This is a genomic window from Streptomyces sp. NPDC014676 (assembly GCF_043084105.1).
Lineage (GTDB): Bacteria > Actinomycetota > Actinomycetes > Streptomycetales > Streptomycetaceae > Streptomyces.
In genome coordinates, this window is the sequence record NZ_JBIBZI010000017.1 from 71598 (window position 1) to 94647 (window position 23050).

General features: G+C 74.2%; 15 protein-coding genes and 1 pseudogene. 1 reads left to right on the forward strand and 15 read right to left on the reverse strand.

All coding sequences use genetic code 11. From position 1 onward, the window contains the following. Positions 1-63: 63 nt before the first annotated feature. Entirely contained in the window at positions 64-5076 is a 5013-nt protein-coding gene (locus ACF1DX_RS33525; protein WP_391794931.1) for a DNA-binding protein, read from the reverse strand. A 41-nt stretch (positions 5077-5117) separates the two neighbouring features. Further along, a complete protein-coding gene (locus ACF1DX_RS33530; RefSeq protein WP_391794932.1) occupies positions 5118-5987 on the reverse strand; it encodes a DUF4132 domain-containing protein in 870 nt (289 codons plus the stop codon). A gap of 581 nt (positions 5988-6568) precedes the next feature. Here ACF1DX_RS33530 and ACF1DX_RS33535 point away from each other — a divergent pair. After that, positions 6569-7165, forward strand: a complete 597-nt coding sequence (locus ACF1DX_RS33535) for a LuxR C-terminal-related transcriptional regulator (protein WP_391794933.1) — start codon at positions 6569-6571, stop codon at positions 7163-7165. 47 nt (positions 7166-7212) lie between these two features. Here the strand turns inward: ACF1DX_RS33535 and ACF1DX_RS33540 are convergent, their stop codons facing one another. The 13 genes and pseudogenes from ACF1DX_RS33540 to ACF1DX_RS33600 form a co-directional block, all read right to left on the reverse strand. Further along, positions 7213-9126, reverse strand: coding sequence for an ATP-binding cassette domain-containing protein (locus ACF1DX_RS33540; RefSeq protein ID WP_391794934.1), 1914 nt, complete (start codon positions 9124-9126; stop codon positions 7213-7215). Next, positions 9123-10916, reverse strand: a complete 1794-nt coding sequence (locus tag ACF1DX_RS33545; protein WP_391794935.1) for an ATP-binding cassette domain-containing protein — start codon at positions 10914-10916, stop codon at positions 9123-9125. Before ACF1DX_RS33545 ends, ACF1DX_RS33540 begins: the two co-directional genes overlap by 4 nt. 164 nt (positions 10917-11080) lie before the next feature. Next, positions 11081-11209, reverse strand: coding sequence for a SapB/AmfS family lanthipeptide (locus ACF1DX_RS33550; RefSeq protein WP_030855946.1), 129 nt, complete (start codon positions 11207-11209; stop codon positions 11081-11083). Next, the gene (gene lanKC / locus ACF1DX_RS33555; protein ID WP_391794936.1) at positions 11206-13866 is read right to left on the reverse strand and encodes a class III lanthionine synthetase LanKC; all 2661 of its coding nucleotides are present in this window, start codon (positions 13864-13866) and stop codon (positions 11206-11208) included. Before lanKC ends, ACF1DX_RS33550 begins: the two co-directional genes overlap by 4 nt. 198 nt (positions 13867-14064) lie before the next feature. Then, entirely contained in the window at positions 14065-15237 is a 1173-nt protein-coding gene (locus ACF1DX_RS33560; RefSeq protein ID WP_391794937.1) for an LLM class flavin-dependent oxidoreductase, read from the reverse strand. Positions 15238-15263: 26 nt separating this feature from the next. After that, entirely contained in the window at positions 15264-16460 is a 1197-nt protein-coding gene (locus ACF1DX_RS33565; RefSeq protein ID WP_391794938.1) for an SfnB family sulfur acquisition oxidoreductase, read from the reverse strand. Next, entirely contained in the window at positions 16457-17014 is a 558-nt protein-coding gene (gene ssuE / locus ACF1DX_RS33570; protein ID WP_391795019.1) for an NADPH-dependent FMN reductase, read from the reverse strand. Before ssuE ends, ACF1DX_RS33565 begins: the two co-directional genes overlap by 4 nt. A 114-nt stretch (positions 17015-17128) precedes the next feature. Further along, positions 17129-17494: pseudogene (locus ACF1DX_RS33575) on the reverse strand (LLM class flavin-dependent oxidoreductase); the annotation flags it as partial. Continuing rightward, positions 17400-18485, reverse strand: a complete 1086-nt coding sequence (locus ACF1DX_RS33580) for an LLM class flavin-dependent oxidoreductase (protein ID WP_391794939.1) — start codon at positions 18483-18485, stop codon at positions 17400-17402. The pseudogene ACF1DX_RS33575 and the gene ACF1DX_RS33580, both read right to left, overlap by 95 nt. Continuing rightward, positions 18482-19891 carry an NtaA/DmoA family FMN-dependent monooxygenase gene (locus tag ACF1DX_RS33585; protein ID WP_391794940.1) on the reverse strand — a complete coding sequence of 470 codons (1410 nt, stop codon included), beginning with the start codon at positions 19889-19891 and terminating at the stop codon, positions 18482-18484. Before ACF1DX_RS33585 ends, ACF1DX_RS33580 begins: the two co-directional genes overlap by 4 nt. Positions 19892-19910: 19 nt before the next feature. Beyond that, a complete protein-coding gene (locus ACF1DX_RS33590; RefSeq protein WP_391794941.1) occupies positions 19911-21116 on the reverse strand; it encodes an LLM class flavin-dependent oxidoreductase in 1206 nt (401 codons plus the stop codon). 397 nt (positions 21117-21513) lie between these two features. Then, positions 21514-22782: a vanadium-dependent haloperoxidase gene (locus ACF1DX_RS33595; RefSeq protein ID WP_391794942.1), complete on the reverse strand. Its 1269-nt coding sequence runs from the start codon at positions 22780-22782 to the stop codon at positions 21514-21516. Further along, entirely contained in the window at positions 22779-22919 is a 141-nt protein-coding gene (locus ACF1DX_RS33600) for a hypothetical protein (RefSeq protein WP_391794943.1), read from the reverse strand. The genes ACF1DX_RS33595 and ACF1DX_RS33600 overlap by 4 nt, the downstream gene beginning before the upstream one ends. Positions 22920-23050: the final 131 nt, after the last annotated feature.

Below are 23050 nucleotides of genomic sequence, written 5' to 3' on the forward strand. Positions count from 1 at the left end.
TCCAGATGGGCGGTTCGGCGGGGACGGCCGTACGGGACGGCCGTCCCCCTTTCGTGGCGGAACTCAGCGGCGGCGCTTCCGCGGTCGCGGCACCTCCAGTTCCTCCAACTGGGGCCCGTCCCCGTCCTGGACCCGCCGCCAGGCCTCGCGGTAGAGCGCGGCGACGGGCCCCAGGGGCACCACGACGCCCAGGACGGGCCCTTCACCGTCCGGCAGGTCGTACATCGGCAGCTTCCACCGCTCCAGCGGGAGGTGCGGGTTGGTGAGCCGGGTCCAGCCGCCGGGCAGGAACAGGGAGCGTCCGGCCTTGGAGCGGTTGCCCTCGATGACGAGGTCGGTGGCGGCGAGTTCGGCGCGGGCGGCCCGCAGCCTGGCCGTTCCGCCGCGCTGCCTGCCCCAGCCGGTCCAGCGGGCGGTGTTGCGGTCGGTGGGGTCCGGCAGGGCGAGCAGCATCAGGTGGAGGACGGCGGCGTCCTCGCCGATGCCGTACCGCTCGGCGACCTCCGTGACGAGGTCGGGTACGGACCGGGCGGGGTCCTGCGGCCACCACGTCCCGTCCGCGTCGCGTTCGCCCGCCACCGGGTTGCCGGGGTCGGCGAGCAGTTCGGCGAACCGCCGGTCGTGGACCAGGCGCAGCGCCGTCTCCTGGGCGTTGGGACGCTCGCCGGTGAACAGGGCCGTCAGATGCGGGTCGTTGCCGGTCGCGTCCAGCAGCGCGGGACGGATGGCGGGGACGGTTTCGGACCCTCCGGTGCCCAGCACGACCGCGCCGTGGCGCACGAAGTCGTCGCCGGTCTCGGTGGGTTCTCCGGCGGCGCGCCGGAACTCCTCCCAGTCGATCCGCCGGTCGACGGTGATCAGCAGGCCGGGGTGGGCCAGCCGTTCGCGCAGCGCGGTGAGGACGCCGGGCAGGGTGGCGCGGATCGGGTCGCCGGCCGGGAGGCGGTGGGCGAGCCATGCGGCCAGGGCCACCGAGCCCTTCAGGACCGCGCCGTCGAAGCCGGGCGTCTGCTCGGTGCTCTCCGGGCGGTAGGCGCCGATCCTCCAGGTGAGGTCCTGGGACAGCCGGGGCTCGGCGGTCACGTCGAGGAAGCCGCGCAGGGCCGCGGCCGGTGCCCAGCCCGGGGAGACCACGCCGCGGACCGCGTCGTGGAGCAGCTCCTCGGGGAGGGGCGCGCGCCGGCCGAACCGCTCGTTCCACACCTCGGCCGCGCGGGCGGCGTCGGGGCCGTCCGTCCACAGCCGGGACGGATCGGCGGGCAGCAGCGCCGCGACGACGGCCTGCCGGGCGTCCGCGTCGAGGTTCCTCAGCTCGTCCTTGGCCACGCGCGCGTCGGCCGACTTCACACCGATCGTCCTCAGCGTCGCCGAGGGCACCGCCACGCGCTCGTCGTCGATCATGGGCAGGCCGGCGACCACCAGCCGGGCCATGGTCGGGGTGACGCCGGTGAGCCGCGCGAACTCCTCGGCGGCCGCCGGGAACCAGGGCGCCGGTCCGCGTTCGGCGAGCTCGGCGCGGAACGCCGCGGCCCAGCCGGGCGGCCGTGCCGGCTCCGGCACCAGTGGTTCGGCGGCGATCAGGGTGTACGGCGCGGGTGTCTCGAACCGGCCGGACGGGTCGTGGAAGAGCGCTCCGTAGTGCCGGCCGGTGGACCCGCCGCCGGGGTCCCGCTCCTGGAGGAAGCGGAACGTGTGCTCGGGGAAGACCAGGAACGCGCCGTCGCCGAGGTCGAGCACGGTCCCGTCCCGGTACCCCTGGATGGCGTCGGGTCCCTCGAACAGGCTCTGGTCCAGCCGCAGCCGGACTCCCCGCCAGTGCCCGGGGTCCAGGTCCGTGAGCCCCTGCGCGTCGAACTCCTCGAGGTAGGCGTCCAGCGCCTTCCGGTGCTCCTCGACGACGGCCTGCGAGCCGGCCCGTAGCGCCAGGATCGCGGGCAGCACGGGCAGCGCCGGGATGTGCAGGCACTCCAGGGATTGCTGCCTGGCCATGTCGAGGTGGGTCCGGCCCGTGGGAGCCGGTTCGGCCAGGCCCCGCAGGGAGCGGCCCAGCAGGGCCGGCAGATCGTAGAGGTGGTGGTGGAAGTCGTAGAACCGGCGGCGCCAGCCGATGGTGAGTCCGACGCCGTTCAGCGCCGCCCCGAGCACTTCGTCGCCCACCTTGAGCCGTGGCTCCCGCGGCACCTCCCCGGTGATCGCGGAGTCGAGCCGGGCCAGCGCCGCGTCCAGGACGCGCTGCTGTTCGGCGGCGTACCGCACGATGCCGGTGATGCCCGCCCGCAGCGCCTCGTGACCGACCTCCGGCAGCAGCTTCCGGACCAGTCCGGGCACCAGGTCCTGGTCGTCCCCGACCGGCTCGTCCGGGTTCCCGGCGTTCCGTGGCCGCTCCGCCACGGCTCCGGTCAGCAGCGCCCGCGCGGTGTCCTCGTCGATCCGGCGGAGCGCCGCGGAGCCCCGCGGGTCGCGGGGCCGGAGCAGGTGCCAGTGGCTCAGGGGCGGCAGCAGCGCGGTGCCCGCGCTGAAGTGTCCGTACGTCCGGTTCTCCGGGACCTCGGCGAGCACCGTGCCGTCCGGGTCGAGCAGCCGGACGCCGTTCCAGTGCCGGACCACGGCCAGCGTCTGTCCGGTGCCGGGGAATCGCAGCGCGTGCCGGGGGAACGTGTCCTTGCCGTCGTCCGGTACGACGACCGAGTGTCCGGCGAGGTCCTCGCCCCGCAGCCGACCGTCCGGCAGCCTCGTCAGGCGCCAGCCGAGGAGCCCGTCCACGGGGGCGCACACCGGGCCCGGTACGGCGGTGGGGGCCGGCCGCAGCCAGGAGTTCTGCAGGAGGTGGTCCTCGGAGCCGGTGCCCGGTCCCCCGCCGAACCACTCCGGCGCGCCGGGCTCGCCCACGGTGTCGCCGGCCGGGTCGTACGCGCGCCAGGTGCACTGCCTGTCCTCGGCCCCCCGGGTGGCCCACACCCAGTACGACGTCCCGTCGCCGATCACCTGCCGTCTCGCCCAGACCACCGTGCCCCCGCGACGCAGCACGCCGTGGCCGGTGGTCCGTCCGCCCCCGGGCAGCGGGAGGGAGACGAGGAGCCGGTCCGCGTCGCGTCCGCCCGCCTCGCTGTCGCTGTTCAGATAGCCCCCGACGGGCACCGGCGACGGGTCCGGGGTGTGGCTCCAGTAGCCCTCGGTGCCGGTGGAGTACGAGTCCCACCAGACGAGCAGTTCGCCGTCCACGTACTGGCAGCTGACACGCCACAGCCGCTCCTTCATGTCCGGCGGGAGCCGCAACTCGTGGGTGAGCACCGTGCCTTCCGCGCCGATCACCCGGACCTGTGTGCCGGCCATGACGACGAGGTACGGCCAGGCGTCGACGACCCGGACCCCCGCGGCGCGCTGCCCCGGTTCGCAGGGCGGGAGTGCCTCGTCCCAGGCGGGCCAGCCCAGTTCGTCGAGGACGCCGGCGCGCAGCGTGCGGGCGAGCGCGGGGGCGGTTCCGGTGCTCAGCGCGTCCCGTACCGTCTCCTCGGCGACCGCCAGCACTTCTCCGGGCAGCCGGTCCAGGGTGCGCAGCACGCCGGAGTAGCCGGAGAACGCGGGCAGTTCGGCGGTGAGGTACCTCCGGCTGACCTCGCCCACCCATTCGGCGAGCATGGGCCGCCCGCCGGGGGACTTCGCCAGGGTGAGGAGGGTCTCCTTGTGGTTGTCCCTGTCGTCCTCGGGGCAACCGCCCCGGAACGCGGGGCGGAAGCGGGTGTCGGCCTCCAGCGCGAGGAGATCGCGCCGGTTGTCGCGGGCGGCCCAGTCGGTCAGGCCCAGCCTCTGGCCGTCCTGCGGGTCCGCCACCGGTACGCGCAGCGACAGGAGCTGGTCGAGGAGGTTCACGTCGCCGACCGGGGGCGGCAACGTGCCGCCGGCGGCGTGCAGTTCGGCACGCAGCGCGTCGGCCATGCGGTCGACGAGCGGAGCGAGCTCCGGCGGGGCGAGACGCCGGTGGCCGACCCCGCACAGGGAGAAGAACCTGCGGGTCCACCCGGCCGTGCCGTCGGGGGACCGTACCTCGGCGGGCAGCGCGGGATCGCACAGTCCGGCGGTGGCGCCGGACTTCTCCAGCAGGTCCAGCCACTGGGACAGGTCCTCGCCCTCCCACTCCTCGGGCATGAGGCCCAGCAGGGTGCCGCGGACGGCGGGCTCCCGCCGGGTCAGTTCCAGCAGGGCCTGCCGGTGCGCCTTCCACCAGGCGGGCGGTGCCTTGAGGGTGCCGGGCAGCGCGAGCATCTCGCGCAGGTAGGCGATCTCCTCCGCCCGCGCGTTCCCGCCCGCGACCGCCTTCGCCAGTTTGCGCAGTTCGGCCGCGCCCGGGCTCGACGGAGCCAGTCCGTGCGCCGCGAGCCGGACGAACAGTCCGCGCAGGTGCCGGAACGCCGTCGCGGCCGGGACCCGGGAGGTCAGGCCCTTGGCGTAGCTGGAGAGGACCTTCGTCGGCATGGCGTCGGCGAGGGCGAACTCCAGGAACACGGCATCCATGCGCGCCTCGTCGAACGGCAGCGCGTGGGCCGTCTCGGCCTTGCGCGCGTTGACGAACATCTGGGACGCGTACGCCGTCTCGTCGGCGGCCAGGAACACCCGGCCCGCCTGTTCGTAGAAGGTCGGCAGGAAGTGCGGTACGGAGCCGGCGAGCCGTTCGCCGATCGACTCGTAGGCGGCGCGGGCCCGCTTCGGGCTCGATCTCGCCTTCCGTGCCACCTTGTTCATCTCTTCGACCAGGGACATGGCGAGGTGGCCGTCCGAGGGGTGGTGGACCAGCACCCAGTCGGGGAAGCCCAGGGCCCGGGGCCGGCCGAGACCGACCTCCACCGGCTCGCCCTCGGGTTCGAGGCCGAGGAAACCGGTGCGCGGGCCTTCGGTCCGCTCCTCGGTGGTGAGGCGTACGACGATCCTGCCGTCCAGGCCCGGATGGCGGTAGGCCTGGGTGTACACGGGCACGGCCCGGTCGCCCGCCCCGCTGGTGCCCGGCGGCAGCACCGCGCCGGCGCGCAGCAGTTCCTCCGGGTCCGCCGGCGCGCCGCCGCGGGTCGTCGGGTCGTTCATGAGGGTGTGCCTTTCCCGGGTGTGTGCTGCCGTGGTGTCGTTCACGCGGCGCCGTCCTCGGTCACGGTGCGGCCGGCGTGCAGGGCCGCGGCCATGCGCATGCCCTCGGACCAGGCGACGGGGCCGACTTCGGTCAGCGGCAGGCTGCGGTAGCCGTCCTCGTCGCTCCAGCCGAGGCTGCCGGTCCAGGCCTTCTCCTCGGTGTAGGGGTCGCTCATGCCGACCGAGGCGGTGACGACGCGCCCGCCGTCCAGGATCCGGTCGACGGCGCTGCTGCCGGAGACCTTGTAGCCGAGGGAGGTGATGCGGGAGGAGAGGTGGAACCACGAGCGGTATTCGGCGCCGGCGAACTCGCGGACCGAGTGGGCGGATCCGTCGAGGCCGGCGGGCTTGTGCCAGATGGCGCGGTGGATCTGCTCGACGCCCTGCGTCACGCCCAACTCGGTGGCGAACGTGCGGAGTTCCTCCAGGTCCGGGAGGAGGACGGGGTGGGGCATGGTCACCGTGCGGGGCGTCAGGCGGACGGTCTCGCCGTCGAGGGTGACCACCCGCAGCTCCCCCGAGTCGTCCGCGTCGCGCAGGAAGCCGGTCTCGTCGGGGCCGTCACCGACGACGACGATGTCGCGCAGCGCGGACCGCCACGCCTCGTCGGGCCAGAGCCGGGCCAGCAGACCGGCCGGCACCGGCAGCGAGGACACCATCCAGGTGTCGACCTGCGCGGCGCACTCGGCCGCGTGCCGCTCCAGCCACTCGGCGAACCGCTGGAGTTCCCGTACCTCGGGGCGGTCCCGTATCTCTTCCGGCAGAGTTCTCGCCTGCTCCGCCGGGGACGGTCCCGATGCGGACCGCGCCACCACCCTGCCCTCCACCAGAGCGACTTCGTACGTGTCGCCCGCTGCCAGCCAGCCCATGGGTTACTCGCCTCTCCCACACTCGGAATTCGGCACAGCTCGTCCGGCGACGGCCTGATCGGCGTGCCTCGCTGTGACGACGGTCGAAAGACTAGAGGCACCCACCGACAGTCCACCGGCGCCCACCACAAGCCGAGTTGACGGGGATCTAGGGCAGCGCGGCCCGTCCGGACGGGCGGTGGAATTCACGCCAGATTGGACGATGACTGTTTCCGGCCGAACCCCGGACGGGCGAACTCGCCACCCGGTCCCCCTCGCCCGGCGTGGTACGGCCGCTCCGGCCGGCGATGTGCCGCCGTAACCAGGGCAACGGGATCACCGACGTGGGTGCGGCGGCCGGCTGCCGCGTTCCGCTGGGGCGGGCACCGCCCGCCGGAGGGCGTGTGGCTCCATTGTTTTCGGCCGGGCGGGCACACCCGTTCCCCTCCCCGAGGGGCACGGGGAACGGCGGATTACGTCCGGTGCGGTTCGCACGTGCGTACGCGTCGTGTTGTTCCGGGTGGATCAGGGCACACGGCCCGTGGTGCGGGAGGGGCATGGTCGGCTGCCGCAGGCGCAGCCGCTGACAAGGGGTGGGGGAGATGGTTCGTACTGTCGTGGTGCACGACGAGGAATTACTGCGGTCGGCATTGGTGCAACTGCTCAGGTCCGATGCCGCGCTGGAGGTCTCGTCCATGTCACCCGGCGCCGGACCGCCGGATCGCGACATGTCGCCGACGGATGTGTGGGTCGTGGACGGTGACTGCCTGCGGGGGCCGGGGCAGGCGCACGACGCGCCCTTCCGCGCGCGGTGCGGGGACCGGCTCGTCGTCCTGACGACCGCCAAGCGGCCGGGGATCCTCCGTCGGGCGTTCGACGGCGGTGCTCTCGGGCTGGTCGACAAGAACGCTCCGGCGCACCGGCTGATCACGGCGGTGCACACGGTCGCCGAGGGGAAACGTTTCCTCGACCAGACGCTCACGGTCGCCCTGCTGGAGGGCGCGGAGATGCCGCTGACCACCCGCGAGCTGAGCGTGCTGTCCCTCGCCTCCCAGGGGGCGCCGATGGCCGAGATCGCGGCCCGGCTGCACCTGTCCCGGGGCACCGTCCGCAACTACATGGCCACGGCGATCCGGAAGGTGGGCGCCCGCAACCGGGTCGACGCGATACGCATCCTCCAGAGCGCCGGATGGACGTGACGGACCGTGCGGTGCCCCCGTGCCCCGCCCGGGGCGGCCGGCCGCGGTCAGGGCTCCCGGGCCGGACCGCCGTTCCAGTGGCCCGTCAGGTCACGGTAGAGCGGTGAGCGCTCCAGCACCTCCTCGTGCGTGCCGCACACCGCCTCCGTGCCGTCCAGCACCAGCACCCGGTCGGCGCGGACGGCCGACGACAGGCGGTGCGCCACCACCAGCAGCGTTCCCCGGCGCCGCGCGAGGGCCTCCTCCGCGCGTGCCTCGGACGCCGGGTCGAGGTGGCAGGTGGCCTCGTCGAGCAGCAGCAGGGACGCGGGGGACAGGTAGGCGCGGGCGAGCGCGACGAGCTGCCGTTCGCCCGGGGACAGTCCGGCGGGCCGCACCGGTGCGTCGAGCCCGCCCAGGCGCTCGACCAGCGGCCGCAGGCCGAGGGCCCCGACGGCGGCGTCGAGGTCCGCGCGCTCCGCGTCCGGACGCAGATACGCGAGGTTGTCGCCCACGGTCCCGGAGAAGACGTACGCCTCCTGGGGCACCAGCACGCGCAGCGCGGCGAGTTCGGCGGGGTCGCGCCCGGCCACCTCCCGGCCGGCCACCCGTACCTCGCCGCCGCTCGGCGCGAGTGTCCCCGCGACCAGGCGGGTGAGCGTCGACTTGCCGATGCCGCTCGGTCCGACGACCGCGAGGTGCTCGCCCGGGGCGACGCGCAGGTCGAGCGAGTCGAGGACCGGTTCCGCGCGGGCGCCGTAGGACAGGGTCACGGACCGCAGCTCCACCGCCGCGGCCGGTCCGCCGGGCGCCGGACGTCCCCCGTGAGCCGGCGGCCGGGCGCCGGCGTCCGTGGGGCCGGCGGCCGGACGGCACGCGGCCGGGTGCGCGGGCTTCGGCCGCGCGTGGTGCCCGACCGTCGGTGCTCCCGCCCCCGCCGGCTCCGGCTCCGGCTCCGGCTCCGGCTCCGGCTCCGGCTCCGGCTCCGGGCCGATGATCCGGTCGAGGACGACCAGCAGCCGGGCCCCCGCCGCACCGAGCGCGGTCATCAGCGTGTGCAGGGCGGGCAGCAGCGACTGGACGAGATAGGTGAAGGCGCCCAGCAGTGCGCCCGCCGTCACTCCTCGTCCGCGCAGCCACGGCACCGCCAGCAGCAGCGCGAGGACGGGCAGCTGACCCGCGACACCGAGCGCCGCCGTGCGCACCGCCGCCCAGCCGGCCAGGACACGGGCCGCCGCGGCGGCCCCGTCGACCAGCTCCGCGCCGCGCCGCGCCGCCCCGGGCGCGGTTCCGCAGGCCGTCAGGTCCCGCAGCGCCGCCCGTGACCGGGCCGCGTGGTCACCCAGCGCCTCGTCGGCCGCCAGAGCGCGTCGCTGAGCCGCCGCCATGGGCCGCAGCGTCGCCAGGAACAGCGCCAGGCCGGCCGTCAGCGGCGGCAGCACCACCACGAGGAGGGCGGGGTGCAGCGACAGCAGCCCCAGCAGCGCTCCGGCGGCGGTGAAGACGAAGGAACGCAGCGTCAGGACGAGACCGGCGAAGCTGTCCCGGGCGATCTCGACCTGATTCGTCAGCCGGGAGACGGCCGCCCGGTCCGTCCCGCCGGCCCCGCCCGGGAGGGCCCGGGCGAAGGACCGGTCGACCGCACGCCGCACCAGGCCGTCGCGCAGCGGCTCCGTCAATCCGGCCAGCTGGGCGAACACGCCCCGGATCACCGGGGCACCGAACAGTACGGCGGCCAGCGCGATCGCGAGCCACAGCAGCCCCCGGGGCGCGTCACCGGCGAGAAACCCCCGGTCGACGGCGCGGGCGACGCCGTAGCCCACGAGGAACGCCTGCCCGGTCTCGGCCAGCGACCAGAGCGCGAGCCGCGCCAGCACCCCGGTGCGGCGGGCGAGGAAACGGCGGGCGGGCGGCGCGACGCGGCGCAGCGCCCCGGACCCGTCGCCCGTGCCCCGCGCTCCCGCGTCCGCGGCGCGCGTCACGGCCGCGCCTCCTCGGGCCGGGGCCGGCGCGTGGTGCTCGCCGACGGTGCCGCGGTCCCGGTGTCCCCGGCGCCGAAGACCGCCCGGTAGCCGGCCACGTCCCACAGTTCGCGATGGGGCGCGACGGCCCGCACTCCCCCGTCCTCCAGCCAGATCACCAGATCCGCCCGGGCCGCCACCGACGGGCGGTGCGCGATCACCAGCCTGCTTCCGGGCCGCACCGAGTGGCGCAGCGCCCGGTCCACCTCGTGCTCCGTGGCGGTGTCCAGACTGGACGTCGCGTCGTCCATGATCAGCAGCCGTCCGGCGTGCGCGAACGCCCGGGCGAGCCCGAGGCGCTGGTACTCGCCGCCCGAGAGCGGTGCCGCGGACAGCGGGGTGTCGTAACCGCTCGGCAGCCGGCGGACGAAACCGTCGGCGCCCGCGGCCCGGCAGGCTTCCCTGACCTGCCCGGGCGACACCCGCCGGGGACCGGCGGCGACCGCCTCGGCGACCGTGCCCTCGGCCGGCGCCGGGCGCTCGAAGGCGTAGGCGACCTCGGTGCGCAGCGCCTCCCGGGTCAGCCGGTCGAGGCGGACGCCGTCCAGCAGCACATGCCCCTCGTCGGGGTCGATCAGCCGCCCCGCCACGGCGGCCAGGACGGACTTGCCCGCTCCGCTGCGGCCGACCACCGCGGCGGTGGCGCCGCCCGGCACCCGCACATCGTCGGCGCGCAGGACCTGCCTGCCGTCGCGCACCACCCGCACACCGCGCAGTTCGAGATCGCCCGGCCCGGCCGGGGGAAGACGTCGCGTCCCGTGTTCCAGCGCGGGCAGGCCCGCCAGTGCCAGGGCCCGGTTCCGCGCCTCGCGGCCCCGCACCACCGCGCCCAGCAGCGCCGCGGCACCACCGACTCCGGCCGTCAGCTGCGCGTACCGGCACACGGCGAGCAGTTCGCCCACGCTCAGGGCGCCCGACGCGAGGCGCAGGCCGCCGACGGCCGTGGCGGCCAGGGTGAGCAGGGGCACCAGGACACCGCTCCGGCCCAGGGCCCGTCCGTGCAGCGTCCACATGCGCCGGCCCAGGGCGTCGAGGTGCGTCAACGGTTCGAGCACGCGCGCCCGTTCACGGGCTCCGGTCCCCGCGGCGGCGATCGTCGCCGCGCCCTCCAGGGCCTCCAGCAGCCGGGAGGCGAGCTGTGACTGCGCGTTCTGGTAGGCGGCCACCGAGGCACCGGTGTCGCGGGCGAAGGTCCGCAGCACCAGCGCCAGGGCGGGCAGCCCGGCCAGTACGCAGGCCGCCACCCACACGTCGACGACGGCCAGCGCCGCGAGCGCGCCCACCGGCGTGACCATCGAGGCCGCCAGCGCCGCCCGGGCCGCCGGGGCGCCGCCCGCGTCGGCGGCGTTGAGGGTCAGACGGGTCCCGACGTCCCCCGGGGTGAAGGGCCGCGCGTGGTCCGGTACGGCGCGCAGCAGACCGTCGAAGGCGCGGGAGCGGACGGACGCCGTCCACACGGCGTTGCAGCGGCCGGTGAACAGGGAGGTGAGGCTGTCGAGCAGCAGTTCGCCGACGAGCAGCGCGGCGCTCAGCGCCAGCCAGCGTCCCGCGGCGCCGTCGGCTCCGCCGGTGCCGTCGCGCAGGAGCAGATCCAGTGTGCGGCCGAGGGCGAAGGGCTGGGCCACCGTCGTCGCGGCCGCTCCCACCGAGCACAGCAGAACCAGCGCTTCGGGCGTGCGCCCCGGCGTCGCGCCGTCGGTTCCGTCCCGCGCCCTGCCCGTCCGCCGCGCCCGGAACCCGGTCGTCGGCACCAGCCGGCCTCCTTCCGTCCGTCCACCGTGACCGGACACCGGCCGCCCCGGCGTGCCGGGGGGCCGGTGTCCGCCGAAGCGGGCACCGGCGCCCCGGGGAGAACCCGGGGCGCCGGAACCGAGCGACGTGACGCACCGCGTCGCCGCGGCGGTCGACCTCCGCGTCAGTTACAGGTGGTGACGCTCAGGCTGCTGTCGCCGCAGAGCAGCAGGCTCGCGCGGCTGCCGGTCTCGACGTCGCCCATGGCCTCTTCCTTGGGGGTCTCCATCGACTGCAGGTCGAGCAGGTTCATGACATCTTCCCTTCGTAGGACAACGGATTCTCTTGCATCACGACCCCGGGAGGGGCCGAGTCATGGGGGCCGCCCCGCGGGCGCGGTGGCGGAAGGAACGGCAGCCCGGCGGACGGGACGCCGTGGACGGAGGCGACGGCCAGCAGGCATCCCGCCGTGCCGGTGGACAGGTCCATGGACAGGCGCATCATCTGCTCACCGGGGAAGGCGAGCCGGTCGCGGTAGGACATGGCGTGCCAGGACAGCGCGTCGAGCTGGCGCCGGACGGCCTCCGGACCGGTGCCGGGCACCTCGGCCGTCGTGCGGCCGAGGTACAGCACCATCCCGGCCACGCCCCGGTACAGGCCCGGCTGGGCGTAGAACATGGCCTGCGCCGCGGCCACGATCTCGCCTCTCGCCCGCGCGAACTCCTCGTCCTCCCGGTGCGCCAGGTAGTCGTCGAGCACCATGCCGATGCCCACGCTGCCCGCGCCCAGGTAGGGCATGGTGCGCCAGCCCTCGTCCACCTGCAGGGCGCCGCCCGCGCCGCGGACGCAGCGGGCGAGGTCCCGGCGCAGCGCGTCCCGCGCGAGGTCGAGCAGGGCGGGGTCCCGGTCGCGTTCGTACAGCCGCAGGAAGAGCAGGGCGCGTCCCGCGGCTCCGTACAGCAGTCCCGCACGGCCCCGGCCGGTGCTCCCGTCCCCGGCCGGCCCGCCCCGGGCGGTCAGCTCGGCGCAGCGCCGGGCCGCCGCGTGCAGGGCGGTCTCCCCGGTGGCCGCGGCCAGCGAGTCCAGTGCCAGGCCCAGTCCGGCGGTACCGCTGTGCAGGTCCGGGGCCAGGTGGTCGAAGGGCTGGTCGAGGAGGAGTTCGGCGAGGTCGAGGGCGCGGTCGCGGTGGCCGAGGTACTCCAGCGTCCAGGCGAGGCCGGCGAGCCCGTCGTGGAAGCCGGGCGGCATGCCCGACGGCGGCTGCTTGGTCCGCTCCAGCAGCCACTCCTCACCGTCCTCGTCCCTTCCCGCCCCGCTCCCGGCCAGGGCGTACAGCACTCCCGCCGCGCCGTGGCCGAAGGCCAGTCCACCACCGGCGGTGGCGAACTGCGCGATGTCGCCGGGGAAGAGGCGGTCGGTGCGGGACGGTGTCGCCGACGCGCGGATGGCGGCGGCCATCGAGTCCCGGCTGCGGGGCCAGTCGTCCGGCCGGACCGGCACCACCGGCCCGTCCGTCCGGCGCGCCGCCGGGGCGCCGGCGGGTGCGGTGGAGCCGCCGGTGATCTCGTCGACCGCCGCGTCCAGGAAGGCCCGGTCCACCGGGAACTGACCGGCCACCACATCGGCGAGATGGGCCGCCTTGCGCCGGTCCAACGCCAGCAGGCTGGTGAGCGGGAGGAACAACGCGAGCCGCAGACAGGCCAGCGCGTACCGGTCCACCGCGACACCCCGCCGGTCGGACGGCGCCACGAACCCCGGGTTGGCGACGGTCTGCCGGCCGGCCTCGCCGACCTGGTGCGCCGCCTCGAAGTCCAGCAGGACGACGCCGCCGTCCTCGCGGATCATGATGTTGAACAGGTGCAGGTCGTTGAAGACCACACCCCGGGCGTGGACGTCCTCGACGGCGCGTTCCACCCGCGCGTGGACGTCGAGGGCCCAGGCCGTGTACTCGGCCAGCCGCTCCTCACCGGGGTCGGCCTCGATGAGCGGGTGGCGGCGGGCGAAGAACGTGTTGAGCGGCTTGCCGTCGACGTACTCCAGCACCAGGAAGTGGTGCTCCCCGACCGTCAGGTGGTCGAGCACCTCGGGTGTGCAGTCGAGGCCGGACAGCCGCTCCAGCGCCCGGCGCTCGCGGTGCAGCCGGGTCACGGCGTCCGCGCCGTCGGCCGCCAGACCGGCGTGCGGACGGGCCTCCTTGAGGACGACCCGCTCCCCGGTACGGGAGTCGCGGGCGAGGTAGACACCGCCGCCGTTGGAGAAGTGCAGCGCCGACTCGACGGCGTAGGGCAGGCCGCCCACGGTCAGCGCGTCCCGGGCCGCCAGGTGCGGGCGCAGGAAGGCCGGCGGATCCACCCAGTCCGGCACGCGGAAGACGGGGCCGCGCAGGTCGGGCACCAGCACGCCGTCGGGCCCTGTCACGGCCGGCCGCAGCTCGCCCTGCGCGTCGTGGCAGTCGCGCCGGGTGAAACCGCCGTACCGGACGTGCACGGGTCCTTCGCCGAGCCGCAGGTCGCTCAGGATGTACGGTCCGGGTTCGCCCGCCAGCAAATCCGACAGCTCGCCCGCGAGCCGTTCGAACAGCGCCTCGTCCGCCGGGTACACGGTGATGAACTTGCCGCTGCCCGCCCGGTCCGCGTACTTGGCGTTGCGCTGGTGCAGCAGGTAGCGACTGGGGACGAACTTGAAGGCCGTACCGCCGGCGACGCAGTGCCGCCACACGCGCTCGAGCACGGACTCGGCGTTGTCGAGACAGGCGGAGACGTGGATCTTCCACCCCTGGTCGGGCAGTTCGGCGTCGACCGGACGCAGGGCGAGCCAGTCCCCGCTCTCGTTGCTCTGCCACCCCGGCGGGACGGGCCACGAGGCCGCGGCGTACCGGGAGCGCCCGCTGCCGGCCGGGGAGACGGTGCGGTGCGGAGCGTCGTAGAAGTACGGGTCCGCGTCGCAGTACACGGCATAGCCCTTGTTCACGCCGGCTCCTTCCCACCGATCGGTGACGGGCATGACGCTGTCACGCGGCGTACCGCCTCGCACAGTCACCACTGTCATCACTCCGGCGTGCGGAACGCACGGGTAACTTCGGGGAGGCCGGGCGGCCCGGGCCCGGTGACGGCGCCGCCGTGCCGGTGACGTCCCGGGGCCCGGTCACCGCCCCGGAGCCGTCGGCGATCACGTGGGGCGTCGTGGGCTCCCGGCGCCGGCGAAGGGAACCTGGGCGGTGGGCCCCACATCCGCCACCGTGCGGAAGGGGTGGGTCCACAAGCCCTGTGCCGCGAGTTTCGGCAGGACGCCCTCGCCGAACCAGTACGCCTCCTCCAGGTGCGGGTACCCGGAGAGCACGAACTCGTCGATGCCCAGCCGGTGATACTCGGCGATCCGCTCGGCCACTTCGGTGTGGCTGCCGACCAGCGCCGTGCCCGCGCCGCCTCGTACCAGCCCGATGCCGGCCCAGAGGTTCGGGTGGATCTCCAGGTCGTCGCTGCTGCCGCCGTGCAGGGCGAGCATCCGCTGCTGCCCCTCGGACTCGCTGCGGGCGAGCCCGGCCTGGACGGCCCGTACGGTCTCCGTGTCGAAGCCAGCCAGCAGCCGCCGGGCCTCCGCCCACGCCTGCTCGCTCGTGTCCCGGGTGATGACGTGCAGACGGATGCCGAAGCGGACGCCGCGGCCCTCCTTCTCTGCCAGCGCCCGGATCCAGGCGACCTTCTCGGCGACGGCGGCCGGCGGTTCGCCCCAGGTGAGGTAGACGTCGGCATGCCGGGCGGCGATCTCCCCAGCGATCGGCGAGGAGCCGCCGAAGTACACCTCGGGGACCGGGTCGGGTACCCGGGCCAGCTTCGCGTCCTCGACCTGGAGGTGCTCGCCGACCAGGTCGACGGTCCTGCCCTGCCACAACTCCCGGACGATCTGCAGGAATTCTCCGGTACGGCGGTAACGGTCGTCCTTGTCGAGGAAGTCGCCGTAGGCGCGTTGCTCGTGGCCTTCGCCGCCCGTGACGACGTTGAGGAGGAGCCGTCCGCCGGTCTGCCGCTGGAAGGTGGAGGCCATCTGCGCGGCGAGCGTCGGCGAGACGAAGCCCGGGCGGAAGGCGACGAGGAACTTCAGGCGCTCGGTGTTCTGGCTGACCATGGCGGTGGTCAGCCAGGCGTCCTCGCACCAGGCGCCGGTGGGAGTGAGCGCGCCGACGAAGCCGAGGTCCTCGGCGGCGCGGGCGATCTGGCTCAGGTAGGCGACCGTCGGCGGCCGGTCACGGCCGGACCGCGTGGCGGGGGTGCCGTGGCCGCCGCCGACGACGTGGCGGCTGTCGCCGTTGGTGGGCAGGAACCAGTGAAAGGTGAGGGACACGTGGGGTCTCCGATCGGGATCGAGCGTTACAGCAGGCCGTGCCGCGGTGGCCGGGTGCCGTTCAGCACATAGCGGCCGATGTGCTGGACCTTCCAGCGGGCCGGGTCGTGCAGGGTGTGGGTGCGGGCATCACGCCAATGGCGGTGCAGGCCCAGGGAGTCGAGCGCCGACCGTGTGCCGGACACCTCGAAGAGGGCGCTGCCGACCTCCAGGGCCGCCTCCGCCGCCGTCACCTTGGCGACAGCCACCGCGATCGACGCCTCGGCGGCCGAGCCGTCGGTCAGGCCGGCACGAGCGGCGTCCACGGACCTCGCCGCCGAGGCGAGCAACGCGTCTGCGGCTCGTACCCGGATCGCCAGTTCACCGAACCGCTGGATCAGCAGCGGGTCCTCGGCAGCGGTCCCGTGCCCCTCGGCGACGCTCTCGAACCAAGGGCGGCTCTTGGTGCGGACGAATTCCACGGCCTCGGCCAGTGCCCCGGCCGCGAGCCCGGCATCGATGGCGGCGTGCAGCAACTGGGCGACGGCGCCGTGCAGTTGGGGTCCCCGGAAGGTGAGGTGGTGCGGCACCACCCGGTCGGCGGGCACGGGCACCGACTCCAGGCGGACGGTTCCGCTGGCGGTGGTACGCTGCCCCATGCCCTCCCAGTCGTCCACGACCGTCAGGCCGGGCGCGCCGCGCGGTACGTACGCCACGTGCAGGCTGTCGTCGTCGGCGCGGGCGAGGACGGGGATCCAGTCGGCGAACAGGGCGCCGGTGGAGTAGTGCTTGACACCGTCGAGGACGTACGACCCGTCGGGGCGCCGCGCGAGCCGCGTACGGATGTCCTGCACATGGCTGGTACCCGCCTCGGACTGGGCGTTGCCGAACCGCTTCCCGGCCAGCACCTCGCCGAAGAAGAACTCCTTCTGCGCCCGTGTCCCCTGCCGGCGGAGCACATTGACATACACGAAGTGGCTCTGCGGGATCTGGGCGATGCTGGCGTCGGCGGAGGCCAGCAGCCGGAAGATCTCCGCGAGTGTGTCCGTACGGACGTCCGCACCGCCGAACTCGGCCGGCACCGTCACCCCGAGCAGTCCGGACGCGGACAGCCGCGCCAGCTCGGCGTGCGGGAGCCGGCGGCGGGCATCCCGCTCGGCGGCGTCCTTGCGGAAGTCGGCGGCCAGTTCGGCGGCGACGGCGAGGGCCTCGGCGTCGTCGGCGAGCACCGTCGCGGCGCTCATCCGGTGGCCGCCAGCAGGGTCGGGCGGCCACCGAGGGCGAGCGAGAACTGGTCGGTGACCTGGGCCAGGGCCTCGGCGGGGCCCGGCGCGACGGTCAGGGTGCCGTCGTCGGCCACGGTGATGTCCTTGTCGAGCGTGAACCAGCCGGGCGTGATGTGGGCGGGGCCCATGGAGTTCAGCACGGGGCGCAGGGCGTAGTCGATGGCCAGGACGTGGGCGGTGGTGCCGCCGGTGGCCAGCGGGAGGACGGTCTTGCCCGCGAGTGCGTACTGCGGGAGGAGGTCCAGCAGGGACTTCAGCAGACCGGAGTAGGCGGCCTTGTAGACGGGGGTGCCGATCACGATCCCGTCCGCCTGCTCGAACAGGGCGGTGGCCTCGACGATCGCCGGGTGGGCGAAGTCGGCGTGCAGCAGGGCCTCGGGCGGGAGCGTACGGACGTCGAACGGGATCACCTCGTGCCCCTGGGCCCTGAGCCGGTCGTCCAGGTGGCGCAGCAGCCGGGCGGTGCGGGAGGTGGCGGAAGGGCTTCCGGAGACGGACAGGACGGTGGCCATGCGAGGACCTTTCGGGAGTGCCGGGTGGGTTGCGGTCGGTTGTCCCGGCGGGCGGCCGCCCGCGCGGCCCGGGCCGAGGTCGAAGCGGCCGGGTTGCAGGGCGTCGATCAGGCCGAACTCCTCGACCGTGCTCGGCGCGGTGCGGTGGCCGAGCCGTACGGCGCCGGAGCCGAGCCGGATCGTGGAGGTGGCGGAGGCGGTCGGCGCGAGGACGACCGCGGGTGACGTGTCCGCGACGCCCGGGGCGAGGTGGTGCTCGGCGAACCGGTACCGGGCGTATCCGAAGTGCTCGGTCTGCTGTGCCCGGCCGATGGAGTTGCGCAGGGCGTCGGCGGCCGTCGAGCCGGACGGTGCGGGCACCGGGTCGAGGACGCCGAGAGGGACGTCAGGCACGGGCGGGCTCCTCCTCGGTGACGGGCGGGACCGGTCCCCAGACGAAGGGCGGGTCCGGGATGTCGCGGCGCAGTACCGGGGCGACATCGGACTGGAAGAGCTGGAGCGAGGCGCGGTGCTGGGCATCCGTCAACCCGTTCGCGTCCGCGTGCAGATGGAGCACCGTGTGTCCGAACCGCTCGTGGTAGCGGTGCACCTTGTCGATGATCTGCTGCGGGCTGCCGATCAGGGCGGAGCTGCGCTCGACGAAGTCCTCCACGGTCTCGAAGACCACCGGCGGGCCGAACCGCCTCTGGAACGCCAGCGTCGACTCGAAGAGCGGCCGGTAGACCTTGAGCGCTTCCTGGGAGGTGCGGGTCACGAGGAGCCCGGCCGTGCCGGCGCCGACCGCGATCTTCGCCGGGTCGTGGCCGTGGAACTCCCAGCGCTCGCGGTAGTACCTGATCAACTCGCTGTACGGCTCGATGGGGTGGGTGACGTTCGCCGAGAACAGCGGGTCGCCGTAGCGGGCGGCCAGCTCCACCGACTCCTTGCTGGTGGCGCTGCCGTGCCAGACCCGGACGGGCCGCTGGTAGGGCCTCGGCCACACCTCGGCGTCCTTCAGCGGCGGGCGGAAGCGGGTCGCCGCGGTCACCTTGTCCTGCCGCCAGATCCGACGGAACACCTCGTAGCTCTCGGCGTTGCGGTCCCACTGGTCCTCGGGAGTGACGTCGAACAGCTCGCGCTGGGCGGCGCCGTTGCCCTTGCCGATGATCAGCTCCAGTCGTCCGCCGGAGAGATGGTCGAGGGTGGCGTAGTCCTCGTAGGCGCGCACCGGGTCCAGGAGGCTGAGCGTGGTCACGGCGGTGAACAGCCTGATGCGCCGGGTCAGTGCCGCGATGTGACTGAGGACGACGGCCGGCGAGGAGGAGATGAAGGGCCGCTCGTGCCGCTCCCCCACGCCGAAGCCGTCGAAGCCGAGTTCCTCGGCGAGCAGGGCGTTGTCGAGGACCTCGCGGAAGCGGTCATGGGTCGGCTTGTGCACCCCGGTGATCGGATCCGGCCGGTGCACGATCAGGGTGATGGCGAGGAACTTCACGACGCCGCCCGTTCGCCGCGGATGTCGTCGATGGGGGTCCCCCCGCTCGGGCGAAGCCGAGAGTGGGGGAGGGGCAGGCCGAGGTGGTCGCGCAGGGTCGGGCCCTCGTACTCCGTGCGGAACACGCCTTGTTCCTGCAGGAGCGGGACGACCTTGTCGGCGAACTCGTCGAGGCCGGTCGGGGTGATGTGCGGAACGAGGATGAAGCCGTCACTCGCGTCGGCCTGCACGAACTCGTTGATGGTGCGGGCGATCGTCTCGGCCGAACCGATGAAGTTCTGCCGGTTCCCCGTCTCGATGACCAGATCGCGGATGGACCAGTTGTTCGCGGCGGCGAGTTCGCGCCACTCGCGGGCGGTGGCCAGCGGGTCGCGGTACATGCGGACCTGGGCACGGCCCTTGGAGATGTGGTTGTCGCCGACATCGGGGTCGATGTCGGGGAGCGGCCCGTCCGGGTCGTAGGAGGACAGGTCCCGGTTCCAGACGAACTCCAGGTGTTTGAGGGCGGTGGCGCCGCTGACCTGCCGGCGGCGCACCTCCTTGGCGAGCTCCTCCGCCTCGGCGTCGGTGTCGGCGAGGGCGAAGGTGGCGGCGGGCAGGATCAGCAGGTGGTCGTGGCGGCGGCCGTACCCGGCGAGGCGGTTCTTGACGTCGGTGTAGAAGGCCTGGCCGGCTTCGAGGGTGGCGTGTCGGCTGAAGATCGCGTCGGCTTCGGCGGCGGCGAACTCGCGGCCCTCCTCGGAGTCGCCGGCCTGGAAGATCACCGGGCGGCCCTGCGGGGAGCGTGGCACGTTGAACCGCCCGTGGATGTCGAAGTGCTGTCCGGTGTGGACGAAGGCGCCGGCCTTGGCGTCCCGCAGGAAGATGCCGGTCTCCTGGTCGGCGAGGATCTCGTCGCCGTGCCAGGAGTCGAAGAGTTCGTTCGCCGCGGCCAGGAACTCCTTCGCGCGGGAGTAGCGCTCCTCCTGCGGCAGGAAGCCACCGCGGCGGAAGTTCTCGCCGGTGAAGGCGTCCCAGGAGGTGACGACGTTCCAGGCGGAGCGCCCGCCGGAGAGGTGGTCGAGGCTGGCGAACTGGCGGGCGACCTCGTAGGGCTCGTTGAAGGTGGAGTTGATGGTGCCGGTCAGGCCGAGGTGCTCGGTGACGGCGGCGAGTGCGGCCAGGACGGTGAAGGTGTCGGGGCGGCCGACGACGTCCAGGTCGTAGATCTGCCCGCCCTGTTCGCGAAGCCTGAGCCCTTCGGCGAGGAACAGGAAGTCGAACTTGGCGCGTTCGGCGGTCCGCGCGAAGTGCACGAAGGAACTGAACTCGATGTGGCTGCCGGCGCTCGGGTCGCTCCACACGGTGGTGTTGTTGACGCCGGGGAAGTGGGCGGCCAGATGGATCTGCTTGAGCGGCTTGGTCATGGCTGCGGTTCCTTCCCGCTCAGGCGGTGGCTGCGTAGCGGTTGGTGGGGCGGGCCAGGCCCAGCAGGCCGCGCAGGGTGTCGGCCTCGTAGGCGCGGCGGAAGGCGCCCCGGCGCTGCAGTTCGGGGACCAGCCCCCGGGTGATCGCCGGGAGGTCATGGCCCGCGACGGCGGGGCGCAGCCGGAAGCCGGTCAGCCCGGCGGCGTGCAACTCCTGCAGCAGATCGGCGAGTCGGTCAGGCGTACCGGCGAAGATCCGGGCGTCGCTGGTGTACGGCTCCCCTGCGAGGGCGTCGAGGCGCGCGCGCCGGTCCTCCGCGGCAGCCTGGTCGTCGTCCAGGAAGACCACCACGTCACCGAAGACGTGCAGGGGTTCACCCGCTCGCCCGGCCGTCTCCTGCTCGGCGCGGATCTCGGCGACGATCGCGCGGGCCTGCTCGGCGTCGTGCGGGGTGACGTAGCCGATGTCGGCCTGGCGGGCCACGAGCCGGTACGGAACGGTCTGGTGGGCGAGGGCGGTGACCGGCGGCTGGCCCTGCGGCGGGCGCGGGGTGATGGAGGGGCCCCTGACGCTGAAGAACCGGCCCTCGAAGTCGATGTGGTGCAGCTTGTCGCGGTCGATGAAGCGGCCGGTGGCGGTGTCCCGGATCTCGGCGTCGTCCTCCCAGCTGTCCCAGAGGCGGCGCACCACCTCCACGTGGTCGGCGGCTTCGTCGAAGAGGTCGGCGACCGACTGCCGGGTGTCCGGGTGGTCGTGGGCCTCGATGCGCGGGACGGTGCGGCGGCCGAAGTGCGCGGCCTCGTTCGGGCGGGCGGTGATCTGCACGCGCAGGCCTGCGCGGCCGGCGCTGACGTGGTCGAGGGTGGCGATGGCCTTGGAGATGTGAAACGGCTCCGTGTGGGTGGAGACCACCGTCGGGACCAGTCCTATGTGCCGGGTCAGCGGGGCGACGCGGGAGGCGATGAGGACGGCGTCGAGGCGGCCGCGCACCTGGTCGCTGCGCTCGTCCGGGTCCAGGAAGTGGGAGGACTGCGGTCCGAGGCCGTCCTCGAAGGTCACGAAGTCGAGCAGACCGCGTTCGGCCTCGGTGACCAGATCGGCCCAGTATCCGGCGGTGAACAGGTCGCGCGGGCGGGCCACCGGCTCGCGCCAGGAGGCGGGATGCCAGCCGGTACCGTCCAGGGCGACGGCAAGGTGCAGGGAAGAAGGAGGTGGTGAGGACACGAGTGGGTGCCTTCCTGGAAGTCCGTGACGAGAACACCGGCCCCGCACGCAGGAGGAGGCGACGGCGGTGAGGGAACGGGTCAGGAACAACAGAGCGCGCCGGTCACGCGCTGGAGGTCCGTGTGGGGCCGGGAGCGGAGGTGGACGGCGTGGAACATGTGCGTCACGTCCGCCGCCTCCGTCCCCGGGGTCATGCGCGGATTCGTCCGCCCGAGCGCCGAGGGCTGCCGCCGGCGCACCGGGCGTGGACGTGAGCAGGCTCGACGGCAAGGCGGTGGGTCCCTCCGAGCCCGGGCTCGGGCCGAGTGCGGTGCTCGCCACGGCCGACCGCCACGGCGCCGGGCCCGGTGACGGCCGGGGACACTCCGTGGGCGGCCGCACCTGGCGCCGATGCCGCTCACAGCGTGCCGAACAGGCGCGCGGCGTTGCGCAGGGCGTGCGTCGCCACCCGCTCTCCGAGGACGAGACCGGCCTCGTCGGCCGAGCGGGTGTGGATGCCGGAGTACACGCGGGCGTCCACGTTCTCCTGGGACAGCCGGCTCCAGGACGTGTAGGTGCGGGTCACTCCGGGGGCGGTGGGGCTGGTCAGCCGGAAGGGCGCCGTGCGCGGCCCGACGAGCGCCGACAGGACCGTTTCCGCGGCGCCCGAGTACGTGTTGTGGCCGCTGGGGTGGTCGGGATGGGCCGGCGTGGTGTGCAGCGGCGTCCATGCGGGGTCGGGGTCGACCGAACCGGTACGGACGGCCGTGACCGGGCGCCACCGCAGATGGGCGTACTTGCTGTCGGAGGTGGCGATCTGCGTGTCCACCGAGGCGACGTGGAACAGGGCCACCAGCCTGGCCCGTCCGGCACCGGAATGCGGTGCCCGGGCGAGGGCCACCCGCAGTGGCCCGGTGTACAGCGTCAGTGAGGAACCGAGCCAGAAGGTGGCGGTCTCCGTCTGTCTCTGAGTGCGTACGGTGCTGTCCACGGCCCCGTACGCACGGACTTCGGCCAGATCGGCGCGGTAACGCGCGGAGTCCGGGGCGGGCGGCGCGGGCAGCCGGTACTGGTCGGGGCTGTCCAGCAGGAAGGGCCGGGCGAGCCGGTTGCCGAACTGCGCGGCCGGGGCGTAGGCGGGCGGGGTCGGCTGCCACACTCCAGGAGCCGCCGGCGGGACGGTGAACGGCGCGTCGACCGAGGCCGGGTCGAGGCCGTCACCCTCGCGGGCGGCGAGCACCAGTCGCGCCTGGCGGGCTCCGGCCGCCACGCCCTTCGACTCGGCCGCTCCGTCGGGAACTCCCTGAAGCGTCGTGCGCAGAGCGGCGTCCAGTTCCCGAGTACGGGAGGGGACCAGCGTCACCAGAGCGTCGTGCACGGCGGACGCCAGGGCCGCGTCCTGGAAGTCGCCCCGGTCGACGCCGGACGGCACCACGCGGGTGGCTCGGGCCGCCGCGAGCCAACTGACGGCCCAGGTACGGCTGTTCGTGATCTGCGTAGGGGCGCCGTCCGCCGCGATGGTGGCCGCTGTCGTGTCGTACCAGTCGAGCGCGACGGACGAACGCGGCTGTTCCTCCACCACGGCGGCCGCGGCGGACGGGACGGTGACGGAGGCGGCCAGCAGGACGGCCGAGCCCAGCGCCACCAGGACGGGAGGGACGGGACGACGGGGTCTGAACCGGTTCACGCGTACTCCTTCGCGGACGTGCGGACGGCCGGCGGTGTTGTGGACGCCGGGGAGTGAGCGGCGAGGTGAACCCGCTTGCGGGGGGCGGTCGTCGCGGTGGTCGTCATGGTGATGGAGAGGTGGGGTTCGTGAGGCATGGCCTCGTGTCCTGTACGAAGGCGGGGGTGGGGGGGGGGGGGGGGGGCCCCCCCCCCCCCCGGGGGGGGGGGGTTTGTGGTGGGGGGGGGGGGGGGGGTTTTGTGGGGGGTGGTGAGGGGGCCGGGGGGCC

Excerpts from the sequence above, each read along its gene's own strand:
- ACF1DX_RS33530 (WP_391794932.1), bottom strand. The coding sequence starts at position 5,987 with ATGGGCTGGCTGGCAGCGGGCGACACGTACGAAGTCGCTCTGGTGGAG.
- ACF1DX_RS33525 (WP_391794931.1), bottom strand. The coding sequence starts at position 5,076 with ATGAACGACCCGACGACCCGCGGCGGCGCGCCGGCGGACCCGGAGGAA.
- ACF1DX_RS33600 (WP_391794943.1), bottom strand. The coding sequence starts at position 22,919 with ATGCCTCACGAACCCCACCTCTCCATCACCATGACGACCACCGCGACG.
- ACF1DX_RS33565 (WP_391794938.1), bottom strand. The coding sequence starts at position 16,460 with ATGAGCGCCGCGACGGTGCTCGCCGACGACGCCGAGGCCCTCGCCGTC.
- ACF1DX_RS33585 (WP_391794940.1), bottom strand. The coding sequence starts at position 19,891 with ATGACCAAGCCGCTCAAGCAGATCCATCTGGCCGCCCACTTCCCCGGC.
- ACF1DX_RS33535 (WP_391794933.1), top strand. The coding sequence starts at position 6,569 with ATGGTTCGTACTGTCGTGGTGCACGACGAGGAATTACTGCGGTCGGCA.
- ACF1DX_RS33550 (WP_030855946.1), bottom strand. The coding sequence starts at position 11,209 with ATGAACCTGCTCGACCTGCAGTCGATGGAGACCCCCAAGGAAGAGGCC.
- ssuE (WP_391795019.1), bottom strand. The coding sequence starts at position 17,014 with ATGGCCACCGTCCTGTCCGTCTCCGGAAGCCCTTCCGCCACCTCCCGC.